Annotated in this window: 10 protein-coding genes; 2 read left to right on the forward strand and 8 right to left on the reverse strand. The window is 36.5% G+C overall.

The annotated features are described in order from the left end of the window. A complete protein-coding gene (locus tag HND39_15730) occupies positions 1 to 933 on the reverse strand; it encodes an ATP-binding cassette domain-containing protein (GenBank protein QKJ97608.1) in 933 nt (310 codons plus the stop codon). Positions 934 to 1,143: 210 nt separating this feature from the next. Here HND39_15730 and HND39_15735 point away from each other — a divergent pair, with 210 nt between their 5' ends. Next, positions 1,144 to 2,217 (forward strand): hypothetical protein, encoded by a 1,074-nt coding sequence (locus HND39_15735; GenBank protein QKJ98040.1) that lies wholly within the window; start codon positions 1,144 to 1,146, stop codon positions 2,215 to 2,217. A gap of 67 nt (positions 2,218 to 2,284) precedes the next feature. Here HND39_15735 and HND39_15740 read toward each other — a convergent pair whose 3' ends face one another. After that, positions 2,285 to 2,467: a hypothetical protein gene (locus HND39_15740; protein ID QKJ97609.1), complete on the reverse strand. Its 183-nt coding sequence runs from the start codon at positions 2,465 to 2,467 to the stop codon at positions 2,285 to 2,287. Then, positions 2,451 to 3,215 (reverse strand): CHAD domain-containing protein, encoded by a 765-nt coding sequence (locus HND39_15745; GenBank protein QKJ97610.1) that lies wholly within the window; start codon positions 3,213 to 3,215, stop codon positions 2,451 to 2,453. Before HND39_15745 ends, HND39_15740 begins: the two co-directional genes overlap by 17 nt. A gap of 318 nt (positions 3,216 to 3,533) precedes the next feature. Here HND39_15745 and HND39_15750 point away from each other — a divergent pair, with 318 nt between their 5' ends. Then, on the forward strand, positions 3,534 to 5,111 hold the full coding sequence (locus HND39_15750; GenBank protein ID QKJ97611.1) for an OmpA family protein: 1,578 nt from the start codon (positions 3,534 to 3,536) through the stop codon (positions 5,109 to 5,111). 115 nt (positions 5,112 to 5,226) lie between these two features. Here HND39_15750 and HND39_15755 read toward each other — a convergent pair whose 3' ends face one another. From HND39_15755 to HND39_15775, 5 genes are all read right to left on the reverse strand, one after another. Continuing rightward, entirely contained in the window at positions 5,227 to 5,814 is a 588-nt protein-coding gene (locus HND39_15755) for a hypothetical protein (GenBank protein QKJ97612.1), read from the reverse strand. Positions 5,815 to 5,848: 34 nt separating this feature from the next. Beyond that, on the reverse strand, positions 5,849 to 8,233 hold the full coding sequence (locus HND39_15760; GenBank protein QKJ97613.1) for a T9SS type A sorting domain-containing protein: 2,385 nt from the start codon (positions 8,231 to 8,233) through the stop codon (positions 5,849 to 5,851). A gap of 200 nt (positions 8,234 to 8,433) precedes the next feature. Next, positions 8,434 to 12,672, reverse strand: coding sequence for a choice-of-anchor D domain-containing protein (locus tag HND39_15765; protein ID QKJ97614.1), 4,239 nt, complete (start codon positions 12,670 to 12,672; stop codon positions 8,434 to 8,436). Between the two features lie 492 nt (positions 12,673 to 13,164). After that, the gene (locus HND39_15770; GenBank protein ID QKJ97615.1) at positions 13,165 to 15,738 is read right to left on the reverse strand and encodes a S8 family serine peptidase; all 2,574 of its coding nucleotides are present in this window, start codon (positions 15,736 to 15,738) and stop codon (positions 13,165 to 13,167) included. 118 nt (positions 15,739 to 15,856) lie between these two features. After that, on the reverse strand, positions 15,857 to 18,013 hold the full coding sequence (locus HND39_15775; GenBank protein QKJ97616.1) for a choice-of-anchor B family protein: 2,157 nt from the start codon (positions 18,011 to 18,013) through the stop codon (positions 15,857 to 15,859). Positions 18,014 to 18,041 lie beyond the last annotated feature (28 nt).

Consider the following 18,041-nt stretch of genomic DNA (forward strand, 5'->3'; position numbering starts at 1 on the left):
TTAGTTGGTAGTTAATTCTCTGAAAATGTCTTCTAGTTTTGTTTCGATTGGTGTCATTTCATTCAACACCCAGTTTTTTTGAATGCAAAGTTTGAATATCTCTTTTCTTGAACTTTGATTTTCTTTACTTGTAACGAGGAAATAATCTTTGGAATCTTTTACGAAATCTACAATGGCAACAGTATCTAATCCTTTCAATGCATTCATAACCATATCTTTGTTATCAAAATCAACTATCTGAACCCTTACCATTTCTTCACCTCTTGCTCTTTTACGAAGCATATCAGAAGTACCGTCAGCAACAATTTTACCTTTGTTGATAATCAAAATTCTATCACAGGTAGCTTCCACTTCAGGAAGAATATGTGTACTAAGTATCACTGTTTTTTGCTTACCGATTTCCTTAATCAGTTTTCTTATTTCTACAATCTGATTGGGGTCAAGACCAGTAGTTGGTTCATCAAGAATTAAAATTTCGGGATCGTGAATCAACGCCTGCGCAAGTCCAACTCTCTGCCTGAAACCTTTGGAGAGTTCACCAATCTTTTTGTGTTTTTCGATATTTAGTCCACACACAAAAACCATTTCAGTAATTTTATCTTGAATCTTATCCTTCTGAACACCCTGAAGCTCTGCAACAAATTTAAGATAATCCAAAACCGGCATATCATAGTAAAGTGGATTATTCTCGGGGAGATAGCCGATTTTTTTCTTTATTTCGTCCTGATGTTCAAGAATAGATAGGTCATTTATTTTTGCGTCACCATCTGATGGTGCCATATAACAAGTCAGAATCTTCATAGTGGTAGTTTTTCCGGCACCGTTGGGTCCTAAAAAACCAAGTATCTCACCTGTTTTCACTTCGAAAGAAATATTATCAACAGCTCTTTGTGAACCGAATTTTTTTGTAAGATTATTTACGACAATACTCATATTAAATTATTTTTTTTGAACGACGCCAAATTAATTACTCCTTAAAACAAATTCAATGCATCTTTGACGATTTACTATCAAAAAAGTTTCCACAGAAAAAATATTTTGTAATGTTAATTGATACTGTTTATCTTAACCGCCAAAATGTGTGAGAACACTAAAATTCAAGAATAAATTGGAGAATGTATGAGCCTAAAATCTTCAGCGGGAATATTTTTACTTGCATTATTATTCGTCACCGAAGCATTCTCGCTTCCACGATTTGCAGTCAGACTTGGGGATAAATGTATTGACTGTCATTATAACCCAACTGGTGGAATGATGCGAAATGAAGATGGATGGAACTTTGGTAAAAATATTATGAGTGCAATAACTCCAAGAGATCAGGATTTTGCAACTACTCCAAAAATTGCAGATAATATCAGTTTTGGTCTTGATTACAGAACACAATTCCTCTACTCAGAACAAAAGGACCGAACAGATTTCCAGCAGATGACCGGCTCAATTTATACAAATGTAGGTCTTGCAAAAAATATTAATTTGTTGGGAAGATATGATTTCATTAATGAAGTATGGGAAGCATACGGAGTTGCGCAAATACTTCCAAACAATAGTTATATTAAAGTTGGTTCATTCATTCCAAACTATGGAATCAGGATTGATGATCACACTGCTTACACCAGAGGTGGTGATATGTTCTTGCTGTCCACAAATGGCAATCAGGGATTGATATACACACCGTATTATACTGAAGCTGGAGTTGAAGCAGGACTTTATATTAGTAACTGGGGATTATTTACAGCAAGTGCTGGTTCAAATCTTGCCAACAATTTTACGCTTTCAAAAGATCCAACATATACAACGCGAATCGAACTTTTTCCAAAAATAGGTAGAGCAGGTTTAATGTTTGGTGGTTCATACGCTGCTGCAAAAATTCCTCATTCAGCAGATTTTTATGGTGGCTTTGTTGGTTTCGGGCTTGACAGGTTTTCGCTGCTCAGCGAATTTGATCTTGGAAATAATGTTATTACAAACGGAACTAAATCCAACTTTGCTATGGCTGAAGCAGCATATGTTATTACAATGGGAATTGAAGCTGTAGTTCGATATGACCGTATTGACCCGAATATTGATGTTGGCAAGAATGAAATACAGCGCGTTATAGTTGGCTTCGAATGGTTCCCGTATGCATTTATTGAAATCAGACCACAATACAGGTTCATCATTGAAGAACCGAGTCAAAAAAATAATTCTGCTGTTATTCAATTTCATTTTTGGTACTAAAAGTAAACAAAACTAAAACCTGATTTTATTATGAGGTAGGTTTTTAAATAATACGTCAGTAGAATTATCAGACGGAATAATATTTAAGCGGTGTGTATTCGCTTCGCCAGATTTCAAAATAATTTTGCATTCTGCCGACAAAATATTTTGAATCTTCTGAATATATCTTTCTGCCAATGGAACGTGCTTCTCTGAGTAAATCAATTATTCTTCGATCAATAAAATTAATAAGTTCACGTGTGCTGATCATCTTTGAATTTATTTTGGTTTGAGAGAATTCTTTGTTTTAACAGGAACAGATCATTTGCATCACCGAGAGTATCAGATAATTTCCCAAGCAGCAAAACCAACGGACTCATTATTTCAGTCCAGATGTTGTTCAATATTCTCATAGCATACAAGAGATCCTTGGCTCTTTTTCGCCATTCGTGTACGTTCTCTTTAATCGATTCGCTGAATACAGCGTACATATAATTCTTTCCCTGCTCATAAATTTTTTGGAGATTCTTTTTAAGCAGTGTAAAATCATCCCCACTCAAAGGCCAGTCAAAAACTCTGCTTCTCGCAAGGATCAGATCAGTTGACAGAGAATTAAGAAGAGCACTTTTCTTACTCTTTGCCATCCGGATAGTTTTGTGTTTTTCCACCAGAAATTCCCGGAACACTGAAAAATCAAAGTTTGACATTTCAATTTCCGAATTTTTTAAAAGCTTATCGAAAGTCTCAATTAAAACTGTACTATCCCTTAAATCGGATAATGTTCTGCCAGCATCCCGATAAAATAAATTTTCTGCAAAGAAATTTTTTCCTCCTAACTCAGATTTAATAAGCCTTAAAACAGTACGTAACTTTTTAAAATTTTTTCTGGTATCATGAACATCATCATTGAATGAGCCGTTCCCCTTGGCAAGATTAAATACCGACCTGTCAATCAGTTCAAGCACTATTCTTTTCAAACCAAAGCTGAGGGTTTCATTATTTTCAAGTAGATAACTCATTTCAATCGTTAATTTATTTAATCGTGATATACAATAATTTAAGAAATTATGGGTAACAAAATATAAGGTAGTTACGATAGAAATTTTATCTTTTTTCGATGAAAAAATGGACTTTTGGTAATTTAATTCAGAAATATATTTTTATTCCGTGAAAGAAATTTTCGTTTAATTGGGCTGAGAAAAAGCATTTTTCACGAAATATTGTTAACTTGGTTTCGTAGATTTTTCCTCTGTTTAGCAGGGATTCATCAGGGCAGAATATTTCATCGTATTTAATTGATTGATTCAAATTTATCACAAAAACGTTCCGGGAGAAAGATGAACAAAGTGAGGGTTATTCTTTTTCTGTTTGTTATTATCATTACTTCTAATCTATCCTATTCTCAACTAAAAGACTGGGGTTCTAAAATCGGAATACGCGCAAATCTACTCTTTCCTGAGAACGATTTTGCTAATCTTGGTTTTTCCAATAATGATGATTTTTCATTTGATTGGTACGAATTTTCATTTCTTAATCAAGCATTTTTCGGATTGGCTGCTACTAAATCTTTAGAAGTACATCTTACGTTTGGTTATGGTACTTACTCTGGTAAAGCATATTTTGATAGTCCGGAGAATAGTTATGGAAAATATAAAACTACGATCATACCTGTAAACTTAACTTTTAGAATAACACCCTGGGATATTCAAACATGGAATCCATATTTTTATGTCGGTGCTGGAATGATGAGTTATGATTTAACAACAATACCCACAAATTTACCTGGTGTGAACAATGTAAAGGCTGCAGGATGGACAGGTTTTTTACCTGTCGGAACAGGTGCGGAATTTCCTTTGTCTGATAATTTTATTTTTGATCTTTCACTTGGTGGAGCTTTTTCTACAGGTTTTGATCTTGAAGGTTACAGAAATGAAAATGATAAAACCTGGGAATCCTATATTAATATCGGTTTAGGTTTAACAATGGTTAATGAAAGCTGCAGTTCCGACAGAGATAAGGATAAACTTTCCAGGTGCGAAGAAGAAAAATTAGGAAGCGACCCAAAAAATCCGGATTCTGATAGTGACGGTTTAAATGATGGTGATGAAGTTTTAAATTGGCGTACTGATCCAACAAATCCGGATAGTGATGGCGACGGGTTAAACGATTTCAAAGAAGTGATAGAACTAAATACCAATGCAATAAATCCTGATACTGATGAAGACGGATTGTCAGATGGAGAGGAAGTTTTAAAATATGGGACTAATCCATTAAAACCTGATTCAGATAATGATGATCTGTCAGATAGTTTAGAAATTATAAAATATAAAACCAATCCTCTTCGTTCTGATACAGATGGTGATGGACTATCAGATGGGGCTGAAGTAAATATTTATCTCACTGATCCGACAAATTTAGACAGCGATCTCGATGGATTATCAGATGGTGAAGAAATAATAAAATTTGGTACAAATCCTCTTGACAGAGACACAGACAATGGCTCAGTTGATGACTTTACGGAAATACATCGCGAAACAAACCCACTGGATCCTGATGATGATATTATACAAATGAACGTTCCAATCGTGCTCGATGGAATAACATTCGCAACAGGTAAAGCAGAAATCGAACCGCAGTCTGAATTTGTTTTAAGAAGTGCCTTGGAAACATTAATGAAAAATCCGGATATCATTATTGAAATAAGTGGTCATACGGATAATGTCGGAAGTGAAAATAATAACAGAACTCTATCACAAAAGCGCGCTGATGCTGTTCGATTCTGGCTTATTCGTAATGGAATTGCACCAGACAGAATATTAGCAAAAGGATATGGCGAAGATTTTCCAAGAGTTCCGAATGATACTGATGAAAATCGACGAATCAATAGAAGAATAGAGTTTAAAAGGATCAGATAGTAACCGTTATACAGCTTTTGATCAAAATTTAAAATATTGTTTCTGCCAGAAAGTTGTACGAGATTAAAATATCATTTCATCAAAATTTAATTCCATTTCGGGGCAGAGTTAAATTTTATTTTTTCTTTCCTTCAATATTAATTTTTATTTCATCTTTAGTTGATTGAATAAGTAACGGGAAACCATCAAATGTGCTTGCTTCAGCTTTAACTATTTTCATTGAAGATTTTTTAATGCTTTTTGTGTCCGGCAAATTAATTGTTTTGTAATTCACTTTAACCAGATCGAAATAATCCCCAGGCTGTAAACCACTATTCTGATTAGAATTATACAACAGCACAAATACTTCTTCTGCATTGCTGTTTTTACTGCTATCCTTTATCACATTAAAATCTAAAAGCCAACCTGGATCCTTTAAGTCACTTCCCTTTTCAATATCTTTGAAAATTAATGCATCATAATCATCCGACGCTTTGTTTATCAAGATTCTAAATTGTATAGCCTGAGCTTTACCAGTCAGATTAAATAATTGTATGATTTCAGAGTATGTGCCATTTGCACTTCTATTGACAGATTCTGATTCGAATTTTAAACCACCATTCGTTTGATGATTCTTTAAACTGGATTTCATTCCATCCTGAGCCATTCCTCCGGAAAAGAATAACAATATTAATCCGCTAATAATTAAAGTTATTTTATTCATAAGTAAAGTAAGTTTAGTTAATAGAAACATTTAGTTATTTAATTAGTACCATCTTTTTTACTGCGATGAATTTATCAGTTCTCAATTCGTAAATATATATTCCGGTTGCTATCCCGCTTTGCGGGACATTCCAGTTGTATTGATATTTTCCGGCTTGCAATGATGTGTTTACTAGTTCTGTTACCTTTTCTCCCAATGCATTGTAGATACTTAGTTTTACATTTGCCATCTCCGGCAACGAGAACTCGATCATCGTGCTTGGGTTGAATGGATTTGGATAGTTCTGTTCAAGTGAATATACTGTCGGTAACAGTTCTCCCGATACCATCAGCTTCTCTACCGTTGATTCACTGATTTCTATTGATTCTCCATCCTTCAGATTTTCATTCAGCTTCTTGCCGCTCTCATCCATCAACCTGATATCCATTCCTTCTACTCTTACTGTCAATGGATATACTACTCCGCTCATCTCAATCGTTTTCACTGAGTTGCTCAGGTCTTCAGCTATTCTTCCGCTCGAATATCTGATGTCAAACATTCCATTCATCGGTGCTGGTGGTAATTCATACTGACTTAAGTCAACCTGTCCATTTACTGCATACAGTGTATAGCTTACTCCTGCTGCATCCGTCAGTACTATTCTTCCCCAATCTTCTGGGAACGGATCAATTTCTTTAATTGCCTTCGTTGCTTCTTCAGGAAGAATTATATATCCTGCACTTGTCAGTTTTATCCAGTATCCAAAACCTGGTTCCAATGTAGTTGCAAAATGGTAACCACCGGAATATTTGAAAATCGTTCCGGTTTGCAATCCAGGTGGGTTTGTTGTAATTGATGATGTTGCAACAATTAATTCATATCCACCAAAAAGATTCCATCCCTGACTTGCCGGAATGGGATAATGTCTTGTTACCTGAATACCATTCGAAGGCCATTCATCTCCTGTATTGTAGGTTCTGGTACCAGCTTGTTTAAGAAAGTAACCGGTACCCGGAAGTAAGTTCACAACAGTCTGATATCCGGCAACATATTTATAAACATAAGCTGAGTTGTCTCTGAAAGCCCACCATGTATCTATATTCTGATTCAGAGGATGTTTACCCGGAATTGAGACCATATTCCATCCGTTAGCTAAAGTGACAGAGAGTTGAAAAGTTGGAACCGGTTTTACATGAATTTGTCCGTCAATAGTTCCTCTGATTAAATTTTGTGAATTAGAATCAGATAATATTGCATTACTCAAATGAAGAGGAAAAATTCCTGTATCATTTCCGGCTACAAAATTCATTGTGACCACAGTGCCTGTATCTCCATAAAACGGCAGTAAGTTTTGTGTAAATGTAAACAACCGAAGTTTATTTGGTGCAAGAAGAGCTTCAAAAACAAGATGATCCTGCTTGCGGTTTGTCAGGACGGCGCTGTTCGGAACAAAAGTCAAACTGTCTGGGAAATCCAAATCCAATTGAAAATTAATGAATGGCTCATAGTTGTTCACATTAATTTTTAAGGTTACAGTATCACCAACAAACGCTTCAGCATTTTGAACGATCATATAATTAGGTGCAAACGAAGATGCAGAAACATTAATAAAAAATGGATCCTCATCCGGATCATTGCTTCTTACAGTAAAAACAGATGTGTGTTGTCCTTTGTGGATATTATGAAATTTTAGTTTGAATAACCTATTATCACCCGGTAAAAGAATTTGTGGAATCAAAGTTTCATTCCAAAAAAATATTTCTGATGAAGAAAATTCTGTAATGAATAATGTATCATTTCCTGTGTTACTCAATTGATAATCATAAGATAGAGTATCCAAAACAGATACTTCACCAAAGTCGATTGTCGTAAGACCGGAAATATCAGGAGAAATTATTTTCACAAATCCGGGATATACTCCGGTAAGTATATTCACTCCACTAGAATTAGAAACAACTACATTACTAAGTCCAACATTATAAGTTGCGCTGGTTCCATTCAGATTAAACAATATCCTAACAATCTCACCATCATTTCCTGAGAATGGTTGATTTGTAGGAGAGTAAGCAAATATTCTAAGAGTCCGCGGATTAATCTGATTTGCAATAATTATATGATTCGTTTTTCGAAACAACCATACTGAATCCTCCACAAATGATAGAACAGACGGAAGAATAATATCAAACTGGAATCCAACAAATTGATCGGTATTATTTATTGAATAGGAAATTGAAATAGGATAACCGGATCTACCGGAATCCGAAACCATGTGTAGTTCGTTAATTGCTAACCCGGATGGTGAAGAGATATTCTGTAAATCAATTTTATTGTTATTACTTTTCAAATCTTCTGAAGATTGTGAATTCTGTGTGTATGAAGTTTCATTCATCACAAACAAAGCCAATGACATGAATAGAACTACCCGGAATGAATTGCTCATAATGTAATTCCCAAAAAATTGAAATATGAGTTTTTGTTTAAATCCCTGAACAAACCTAATTAAATTATAAGTAAAGCTCAATAAGCTGAATCAATGATTTCTTATTAATTGCATCGACGAAATAATTTTAGATTATTATATCAATAAAAAATCCCACTCATAAATGATAAGTGGGATTTGAAGAAAACCTTTTCCAGTTCTTATTTTACAAGTACCATCTTTTTAACTGAAACAAATTTATCAGTTCTTAATTCATAAATATACATTCCCGTTGCAAAATCTTTTGCATTCCAATAGTAACTATGATAACCGGCTTGTAATGATGTATTAACCAACTCTGCTACTTTTTCACCTAATGCATTATAAATTGAAAGTTTTGCATTTGATACATCTTCAGGTAATGTAAACTCAATTACAGTTCCCGGGTTAAATGGATTCGGGTAATTCTGGAAAAGCGCATAATTCTCTGGCAAGTCAACCTGATTAGAGTAAATTATTTCTACCTGTATCTTTTCTAATTTTTCTCTGTTAACATCAACAACTACAATTTTTTCAATTGTGACATTTTCAGGTTTATCAAGAGTGAATGGCATTTCAGCCAGAAAGTGTTCACCTTGTTCGATATATTTTTCGCCCAGAGGATCATAAAGCAACGTTCGCAATATTTTATTTTCTTCAACATAGAAAAAGAAACCTCTGCCTAAATCAGTATTAATTATCATACTTCCGGGATTGCTTTCAACATTTGATAATTCCAATTGTACACCTCTGATGCCAATTGTTGAATTGATAGAAGATTCAATTCCTTTTTTACTGATATGCAAAGTTATTTTAGCGTCTTCATCGCCATTGTACTTTGAATAATTAGCTTTCGCAACCGGTCCTATCGGAGTTCCATCAGGATAATGACCTGTCAGAATAATATTCTGAATCAAAGATAGTTCCTGAACATTAACGATTCCATCAGGTTCGGGTACTGCATGACCGGGCAGCCAGGGTGCAATATCAGCTCTGAAAAATTCAGTTGCATTGAGTGAATCAACGTTCACAATATGATCAACAACCATTATCAGATCCAATACATCCAGATAACCATCACTGTTAACATCGCCTCTCCATGAGACTCGGTTCCTTGCTATTACATTTAATAAATCTCTGGATGGTGTAATGTCAATTGGCAATCCCTGGTAATCGCTGCCTTCCACATGTGTTATCCGGAATGTTGATTTTAAACTATCCTGTAAAGGTTCAAGATCAGCTACTGTGTAATTGACTCTGAAAAGATTATTATAATTACCCGGTGCTAAACCTGCACCTTGATTAATATTGTATAAGAGAACAAATACTTCATCCATCGAAGCACCATTTGGAGTGATCGGTCCTCTTGTAATCGTTGACCTTAAAATCCAGCTTGCATCTGCTACATCAGTACCTTTTTGAATATTCTGGAAAATCAGAATCACATTATCGCTAATTTCTTTATTAACCTGTATCCTAAACTGGAATGCATGCAATGAATCAGTTAAATTTTTCAGTTGCATTATTTCCATATAAGAATTATCCTCCAACTTATAAACCGAATCCAGTTCAAAAATAATTCCTGCATCAGAAACAACATTTGCAGAGAGAGGAATCCTTAATGATGGAAAACCAACAGTACTCAAAGTTAAAGTATCAGCAAAAGTAGTTGGTGTTGCAGGTGCTGAAAATGTAAGCGTGAAAATAAAATTACTGCCTGCTGGAATAAGTACTGTATCTGGCGAAATATTCCAATTCGGTGCATCAGTTATATTTGTGTTTATCAGCAATGGAACTGTACCATTATTAATAACTGTAAATTGCGTATCCACTATACTGCTTGTAATGACATTCACAAGATTTAATAAGTTTAAACTTGATGAGAAAGCTTCTATGCCAATTCCCTGTATTGAATATACCGTCGGTGATCCTGATGCATTGTGTGTGATCGTAAGTGTTCCTGATAACAATCCTGTCACTGTTGGTGTGAATGTTACATCAAATATCTGACTGCCGCCTGCTGTTATCGTTACCGGAAATACATCAGGACTGAATGTGAACTGTGTGGCTGATGAACTTATTCCGCTTATCACTAGATCACTCGTTCCAGGATTACTTATCGTTGCCTGTAATGTTGAACTGCTTCCTAATACTACGTTTCCAAATGACAAACTTACTGGACTGATACTGAATCCTGCTGCTACTCCTGTTCCCTGTACTGAATATACTGTCGGTGATCCTGCTGCGTTGTGTGTGATCGTAAGTGTTCCTGATAACAATCCTGTCACTGTGGGTGTGAATGTTACATCAAATACCTGACTGCCGCCGGCTGTTATCGTTACCGGAAATACATTCGGACTGAATGTGAACTGTGTGGCTGATGAACTTATTCCGCTTATCACTAGATCACTCGTTCCAGGATTACTTATCGTTGTCTGCAGTGTTGAACTGCTTCCTAATACTACGTTTCCAAATGACAAACTTGCAGGACTGATACTAAATCCTGCTGCTACTCCTGTCCCCTGTACTGAATATACTGTCGGTGATCCTGATGCATTGTGTGTGATCGTAAGTGTTCCTGCTAACAATCCTGTCACTGTGGGTGTGAATGTTACATCAAATATCTGACTGCCGCCTGCTGTTATCGTTACAGGAAATACATTCGGACTGAATGTGAACTGTGTGGCTGATGAACTTATTCCGCTTATCACTAGATCACTCGTTCCAGGATTACTTATCGTTGCCTGCAGTGTTGAACTGCTTCCTAATACTACGTTTCCAAAAGATAAACTTGCAGGACTGATACTGAATCCTGCTGCTACTCCTGTCCCCTGTACTGAATATATTGTCGGTGATCCTGCTGCGTTGTGTGTGATCGTAAGTGTTCCTGCTAACAATCCTGTCACTGTGGGTGTGAATGTTACATCAAATATCTGACTGCCGCCTGCTGTTATCGTTACAGGAAATACATTCGGACTGAATGTGAACTGTGTGGCTGATGAACTTATTCCGCTTATCACTAGATCACTCGTTCCAGGATTACTTATCGTTGTCTGCAGTGTTGAACTGCTTCCTAATACTACGTTTCCAAATGACAAACTTACTGGACTGATACTGAATCCTGCTGCTACTCCTGTTCCCTGTACTGAATATACTGTCGGTGATCCTGCTGCGTTGTGTGTGATCGTAAGTGTTCCTGATAACAATCCTGTCACTGTGGGTGTGAATGTTACATCAAATACCTGACTGCCGCCGGCTGTTATCGTTACCGGAAATACATTCGGACTGAATGTGAACTGTGTGGCTGATGAACTTATTCCGCTTATCACTAGATCACTCGTTCCAGGATTACTTATCGTTGCCTGTAATGTTGAACTGCTTCCTAATACTACGTTTCCAAATGACAAACTTGCAGGACTGATACTAAATCCTGCTGCTACTCCTGTCCCCTGTACTGAATATACTGTCGGTGATCCTGATGCATTGTGTGTGATCGTAAGTGTTCCTGCTAACAATCCTGTCACTGTGGGTGTGAATGTTACATCAAATATCTGACTGCCGCCTGCTGTTATCGTATCTGGAAATGTATTTGGTGTAAATATGAACTCTCCGCTTGAACTTGTTATCCCATTTATCACTAGATCACTCGTTCCAGGATTACTTATCGTTGCCTGTAATGTTGAACTGCTTCCCAATACTACGTTTCCAAATGACAAACTTGCAGGACTGATACTAAATCCTGCTGCTACTCCTGTTCCCTGTACTGAATATACTGTCGGTGATCCTGATGCATTGTGTGTGATCGTCAGTGTTCCTGATAACAATCCTGTCACTGTTGGTGTGAATGTTACATCAAATATCTGACTGCCGCCTGCTGTTATCGTATCTGGAAATGTATTTGGTGTAAATATGAACTCTCCGCTTGAACTTGTTATCCCATTTATCACTAGATCACTCGTTCCAGGATTACTTATAGTTGTCTGCAGTGTTGAACTGCTTCCCAATACTACGTTTCCAAATGACAAACTTGCAGGACTGATACTAAATCCTGCTGCTACTCCTGTCCCCTGTACTGAATATACTGTCGGTGATCCTGATGCATTGTGTGTGATCGTAAGTGTTCCTGCTAACAATCCTGTCACTGTGGGTGTGAATGTTACATCAAATATCTGACTGCCGCCTGCTGTTATCGTATCTGGAAATGTATTTGGTGTAAATATGAATTCTCCGTTTGAACTTGTTATCCCATTTATCACAAGATCAATTGTGTCCGGATTACTTATTGTTGTCTGTAATGTTGAACTGCTTCCTAATACTACATTTCCGAAATTCAGACTAGAAGGACTTATGTTAAAGACTTGCCCGAACAAAAATGCATTGTATAGCAGAATTGATGAAAGAATTGTAAATAGTTTAAGCATAACGCACCCTTTTAATTCTTTAGATTATTTATCTAAAAATGGATTATAAAACAACCTCTTTTTATTTAAAAAATTATACCAGTTTTTATAAAGCAAAATTCGAATTATTTCAAATCTGCCCTCAAAGTTCTATATTATCTTGAAATAAGCGTATCAATAGTACACAACATGGAAAGAAACTTTTTGATAAAATAATTATGACTATAAAAAAAATTTTAAAAAGAATTAATTTCTCTAAATAAACTATTCTGAATTGTTTATGTGATTTTACGAAAGAATGTTGATTTTCAATATAAATCCTATGATTTCCCCAATAACTTAATTTATCACATTAATTTCAGATTATCATACATTCTCTTTCAAGATGCGAGTTAAAACCCTACACAACTTTAATAAAAATAATGAAAAAGCCAAGTAATTGTTAATAATTAATTATAAAATATTTACTACAATTATTATGCAGATTTTAATAATAAGCTGATAAACATTGATTTATTTAAGTAAAAGCATCTTTTTTACAGCGACATAATTGTCAGATTTTAGCTCGTAGATATAGATTCCTGAAGCTCTGTCCTTTGCATTCCAGTTGTACTGATATTTTCCGGCTTGCAATGAAGTATTAACCAGTTCTGCTACCTTTTCTCCCAATGCATTGTAGATACTAAGTTTTACATTTGCCATCTCCGGCAACGAGAACTCGATCATCGTGCTTGGGTTGAATGGATTTGGATAGTTCTGTTCAAGTGAATATACTGTTGGTAACAGTTCTCCCGATACCATCAGCTTCTCTATCGTTGATTCACTGATTTCTATTGATTCTCCATCCTTCAGATTTTCATTCAGCTTCTTGCCGCTCTCATCCATCAACCTGATATCCATTCCTTCTACTCTTACTGTTAATGGATATACTACTCCGCTCATCTCAATCGTCTTCACTGAGCTGCTCAGGTCTTCGGCTATTCTTCCACTCGTGTATCTGAAGTCATACATTCCTGTTGGTGGTGCTGGTGGTAATTCATACTGACTTAAGTCAACCTGTCCATTTACTGCATACAGTGTGTAGCTCACTCCTGCTGCATCTGTTATCACTATTCTTCCCCAGTTCTCAGGGAAGTATTCTACTGGTTTGCTTTCCTTTGACATTGTCTCTGGTATGATTATCTGTCCTGCATCTGTCAACTTTATCCAGTAACCAAATCCTGGATCAAGTGTCGTTGCTACAGAATATCCACCTGAATATTTGTAGATCGGACCACTCTGTAGTCCTGGTGGATTTGTTGATACGTTCGCTGCTGTTACAATCAATTCATAGCCACCGATCATATTCCAGCCTGACAATGCTGTTAGTGCTGTGTGAGTTACTATATTTAATCCACCTGTTGGCCATTCATCTCCTGTGTTGTAAGTCTGAGCTCCGTTATTCTTCATCCAGTATCCTATTCCAGGTGTTGCTGTGGTTACTGTTTGATAACCAGCATTATATTTATAAACTTCTCCAACTCTTCCGGGCCACCAATTTGCTACTCCCATTCCATTCGGATTTGTTCCCGGTACTGATACCATATTCCAGCCGTCGCCAAGGTTAACTGAGAGTTGGAAAGTAGCTGCAGGTGGTGGAAAATAATTGATTGCATCAAATGCATTAAGAATTCCCCAGCCATATAAATTATCCGGATTATTATTTTTCGATGCAGTGTTTCTCATTGCATCCCTTACCTGCATTGGTGTAAGATTTGGATTGACGCATAAAATTAGTGCTGCAACTCCGGCTGAAAGCGGACAACTGAATGAAGTTCCACTAGCAGTAGTGTATGAGTTATTACTGTAAGGTGAGGCAACTACATTACCCGAACCTAAAGCCATAATATCTGGTTTAATTCTTCCATCCACAGTAGGTCCAACACTACTAAAAGATGATCTGCTGCCCGATGAATTTACTGCTCCAGCAGCGATTACACTGTCACCATCAGCTGGTGCACCAAGTGTATTGTGTGAAGAGTTATATCCTTCATTACCAGCAGAATTAACTACAACAATTCCAATGAAAGCTGCATAATCAGCTCCATTTGTTATAACCGTTGTATTTCCATCCATATCCATCCAGGAATAACTTGAGTACGGTGGATCAAAATCAATGTATCCAAGTGATGTTGAAGTAACATCAACTCCAATGCTGTCAGCCCATTCCATAGCTGCAATCCAATTATCCTCCTCGATGGGTGTTTCACTGTCAGTGTTTTCAGTTTTTGCTAGAATGTACGCAGCATTGAAAGCCGGACCTATCAAATTACCTGGTGCAAAACCACCGATATCAGAAAGTGTCATTGTTCCATGAGATCCTTCTCCCATATCATTTTCATCGCCTACATTAGGATCATTATTCACAAAATCCCATGCAGCTATTATATCCATAGAATTAAATACTTCGTGACTCAGACGGTTAAATCCTGCATCCATCACACATATAGTAACTCCCTGCCCAGTGTATCCCGAATCGTGAACAGACGGCACATTTATTTGTTGAAGCTGTGCATAAGAGCTGCCATAATCATAGCTGTGAACACCGTCTAGTTGCAGCAATTCATCATTATTCAGTAACGAAGTATTTTCATTATCAAGTTGCTTTTCACTTTTTAATTTATATACGATATCTAATTTTTTCACAAAGGGTAGTGATGCAATTTCTTCTAATTGATATTTGTTTGCGTTACCGCTGACTGCATTCAACCATTTTGAGGGCCACTTAATTTTAAAACCTGTCGATCTAACTTGATTGATATAATCACGATTCAAAGGTATATCCTTGTAGGTTAGTAAACTAGTTTTATCAAAAACTTTTGCTCTTCTGTTCAATGATTTTTGACTTACAACTATTTCCGGATTGCTTAAATAGAAATTAACGTCCTGTCCCTTGTCATTGAAATAAATCCAGACGAGTGTTTCATGATTTGCAGGAGTTTCACTCAATTTTATTTCAAGTGCTTTGGAGAATTTATTGATTTGCGCTTGTGTGATTGTAAAAGATAAAAGGTATGACAACAAAACCATTACTATCAATTTATACATACGAAAGTTCCATTCTTTGTTTTAGGTAATTAAGAAAATATAATTATTATTCTGATAAGTAGCCTTTTAATTAATATGCCGCTACAATCAATAAATCCGATCTCATAGATAGAGAATTTTATCTTATCAACAACATCTTCTTCACTGATACAAAATTATCCGTTCTCAGCTCATAGATATACATTCCTGTTGCTATCCCGCTTTGCGTGACATTCCAGTTGTATTGATATTTTCCGGCTTGCAATGAAGTATTAACCAGTTCTGCTACCTTTTCTCCCAATGCATTGTAGATACTTAGTTTTACATTTGCCATCTCCGGCAATGAGAACTCGATCATCGTGCTTGGGTTGAATGGATTCGGATAGTTCTGTTCAAGTGAATATACTGTTGGTACCAATTGGCTCGATACCATCAGCTTCTGGATCGTTGCATCACTGATTACTATTTCTTCGCCTGATTTAAGGTTTTGATTTAGTGTCTTTCCTGTCTGATCCATCAACCTGATATCCATTCCTTCTACTCTTACTGTCAATGGATATACTACTCCGCTCATCTCGATTGTCTTTACTGAACTGCTCAGGTCTTCGGCTATTCTTCCACTCGAGTATCTGAAGTCATACATTCCTGCTGGTGGTGCTGGTGGTAATTCATACTGACTTAAGTCAACCTGTCCATTTACTGCATACAGTGTGTAGCTCACTCCTGCTGCATCTGTTATCACTATTCTTCCCCAATTCTCAGGGAAGTATTCTACTGGTTTGCTGTCTTTAGCAAATGACTCAGGTATTATTATCTGTCCTGCGCCTGTCAACTTTATCCAGTAACCAAATCCTGGATCTATTGTTGCTGCAGCTGAGTATCCACCTGCATATTTGTAGATCGGACCACTCTGTAATCCCGGTGGATTTGTTGATACGTTCGCTGCTGTTACAATCAATTCATATCCACCGATCATATTCCAGCCGATAGCTCCTGTTAATGGTGTGTGTGCAACTACTTGCAATCCGCCTGCTGGCCATTCATCTCCTGTATTATAAGTCTGAGCTCCGTTATTTTTCATCCAGTAGCCTACTCCAGGTGTTGCTGTGGTTATTGTTTGATAGCCAGCATTATATTTATAAACGTCTCCAACTCTACCTGGCCACCAATTTGCTACTCCCATTCCATCAGGATTTGTTCCCGGTACTGATACCATATTCCAGCCATCGGATACATTCACGTTCAATTGAAATGTCTGAACTTCTCCATCAAAATGAAGAACATACAATCCAGTTGACATATCAGACACAATAATATTCCCTGATGGTAAATATGGATAAACACCCCAGGCACCATCATAATCCGAATTATTATTTGCGGGATATGTATCATACTGACCGGCAATTTGAGGATTTGTTGGATTAGAAATATCAAGAACTAAATAGCCTGATGTATAATAAGAAACGTGAGCAAAGTTTCCTTTAATATAAAGATTATGAATTACTGAATTATTATTGAGCCCCCAGCTTGGTATAATTAAATCCCATGAAGTTCTATCTTGTAAATCCCAAACAGTCATATCACGAACATTGAATTCTTCAGTTGCAAAAAAATATCTTTTATTTTCTGTCATCCATCCACTGTGTGCATAAATTCCCGGAAGCGTTTGGCTTGCACTAATAAATTGCGGATTAGATTTATTTGTTACATTAATGAGATGGTACTGTTGTGAACTACCACAAGATGCAATTACTGTATCATTCCAGATATAAATATCGTGGATATAACCGCTTGCGGTGTAGTAAGCCGTTTGAACGGGATTAACCGGATCAGCCAAATTTAAAATTCTCAAACCACCAATTCCATCTCCGCCAACAGTGTAACAATAACCATTATCAATTAAAAGATCATGGCAATCATTAAAATAGGTATTCAAGGTGTTCACAAGAATTGCTGTATCAGGCAATGGAGCCAGATCAATAATTTGCAATCCGTTTCCGGTAGCGTCTGTTGCAACATAAGCATAATGACTCCAAACTTTTAATTCTCTCCATAATGATTGAGGTGCAGGGATAAAGGCACACTCCACAGGATTTGATGGGTCAGCCAGACTTATAATTGAGGTTCCTGTTCCAACACCAAGCAAAGCATACTCGGTTCCGTTTGGAGCAACGTAACCCCAGATATTCGCATAGCCGGCTGCCGGATGTGGATTCAGATTGCTCAGAAATGTTACATTATTTTGCGCAGAAATGATAATGCTGAACGTGATAAAAAAAAGAAAAAATAGCCTCATGATATTTACCATATTTAGTTATTAATAA

This window comes from Ignavibacteriota bacterium (assembly GCA_013285405.1).
In the GTDB taxonomy this organism is placed as follows: domain Bacteria; phylum Bacteroidota; class Ignavibacteria; order Ignavibacteriales; family Ignavibacteriaceae; genus IGN2.

What these genes read in the sequence shown, in the direction of transcription:
- HND39_15770 (QKJ97615.1), bottom strand. Translation starts at nt 15,738, where the DNA reads ATGTATAAATTGATAGTAATGGTTTTGTTGTCATACCTTTTATCTTTT.
- HND39_15730 (QKJ97608.1), bottom strand. Translation starts at nt 933, where the DNA reads ATGAGTATTGTCGTAAATAATCTTACAAAAAAATTCGGTTCACAAAGA.
- HND39_15775 (QKJ97616.1), bottom strand. Translation starts at nt 18,013, where the DNA reads ATGAGGCTATTTTTTCTTTTTTTTATCACGTTCAGCATTATCATTTCT.
- HND39_15760 (QKJ97613.1), bottom strand. Translation starts at nt 8,233, where the DNA reads ATGAGCAATTCATTCCGGGTAGTTCTATTCATGTCATTGGCTTTGTTT.
- HND39_15765 (QKJ97614.1), bottom strand. Translation starts at nt 12,672, where the DNA reads ATGCTTAAACTATTTACAATTCTTTCATCAATTCTGCTATACAATGCA.
- HND39_15745 (QKJ97610.1), bottom strand. Translation starts at nt 3,215, where the DNA reads ATGAGTTATCTACTTGAAAATAATGAAACCCTCAGCTTTGGTTTGAAA.
- HND39_15755 (QKJ97612.1), bottom strand. Translation starts at nt 5,814, where the DNA reads ATGAATAAAATAACTTTAATTATTAGCGGATTAATATTGTTATTCTTT.
- HND39_15750 (QKJ97611.1), top strand. Translation starts at nt 3,534, where the DNA reads ATGAACAAAGTGAGGGTTATTCTTTTTCTGTTTGTTATTATCATTACT.
- HND39_15740 (QKJ97609.1), bottom strand. Translation starts at nt 2,467, where the DNA reads ATGATCAGCACACGTGAACTTATTAATTTTATTGATCGAAGAATAATT.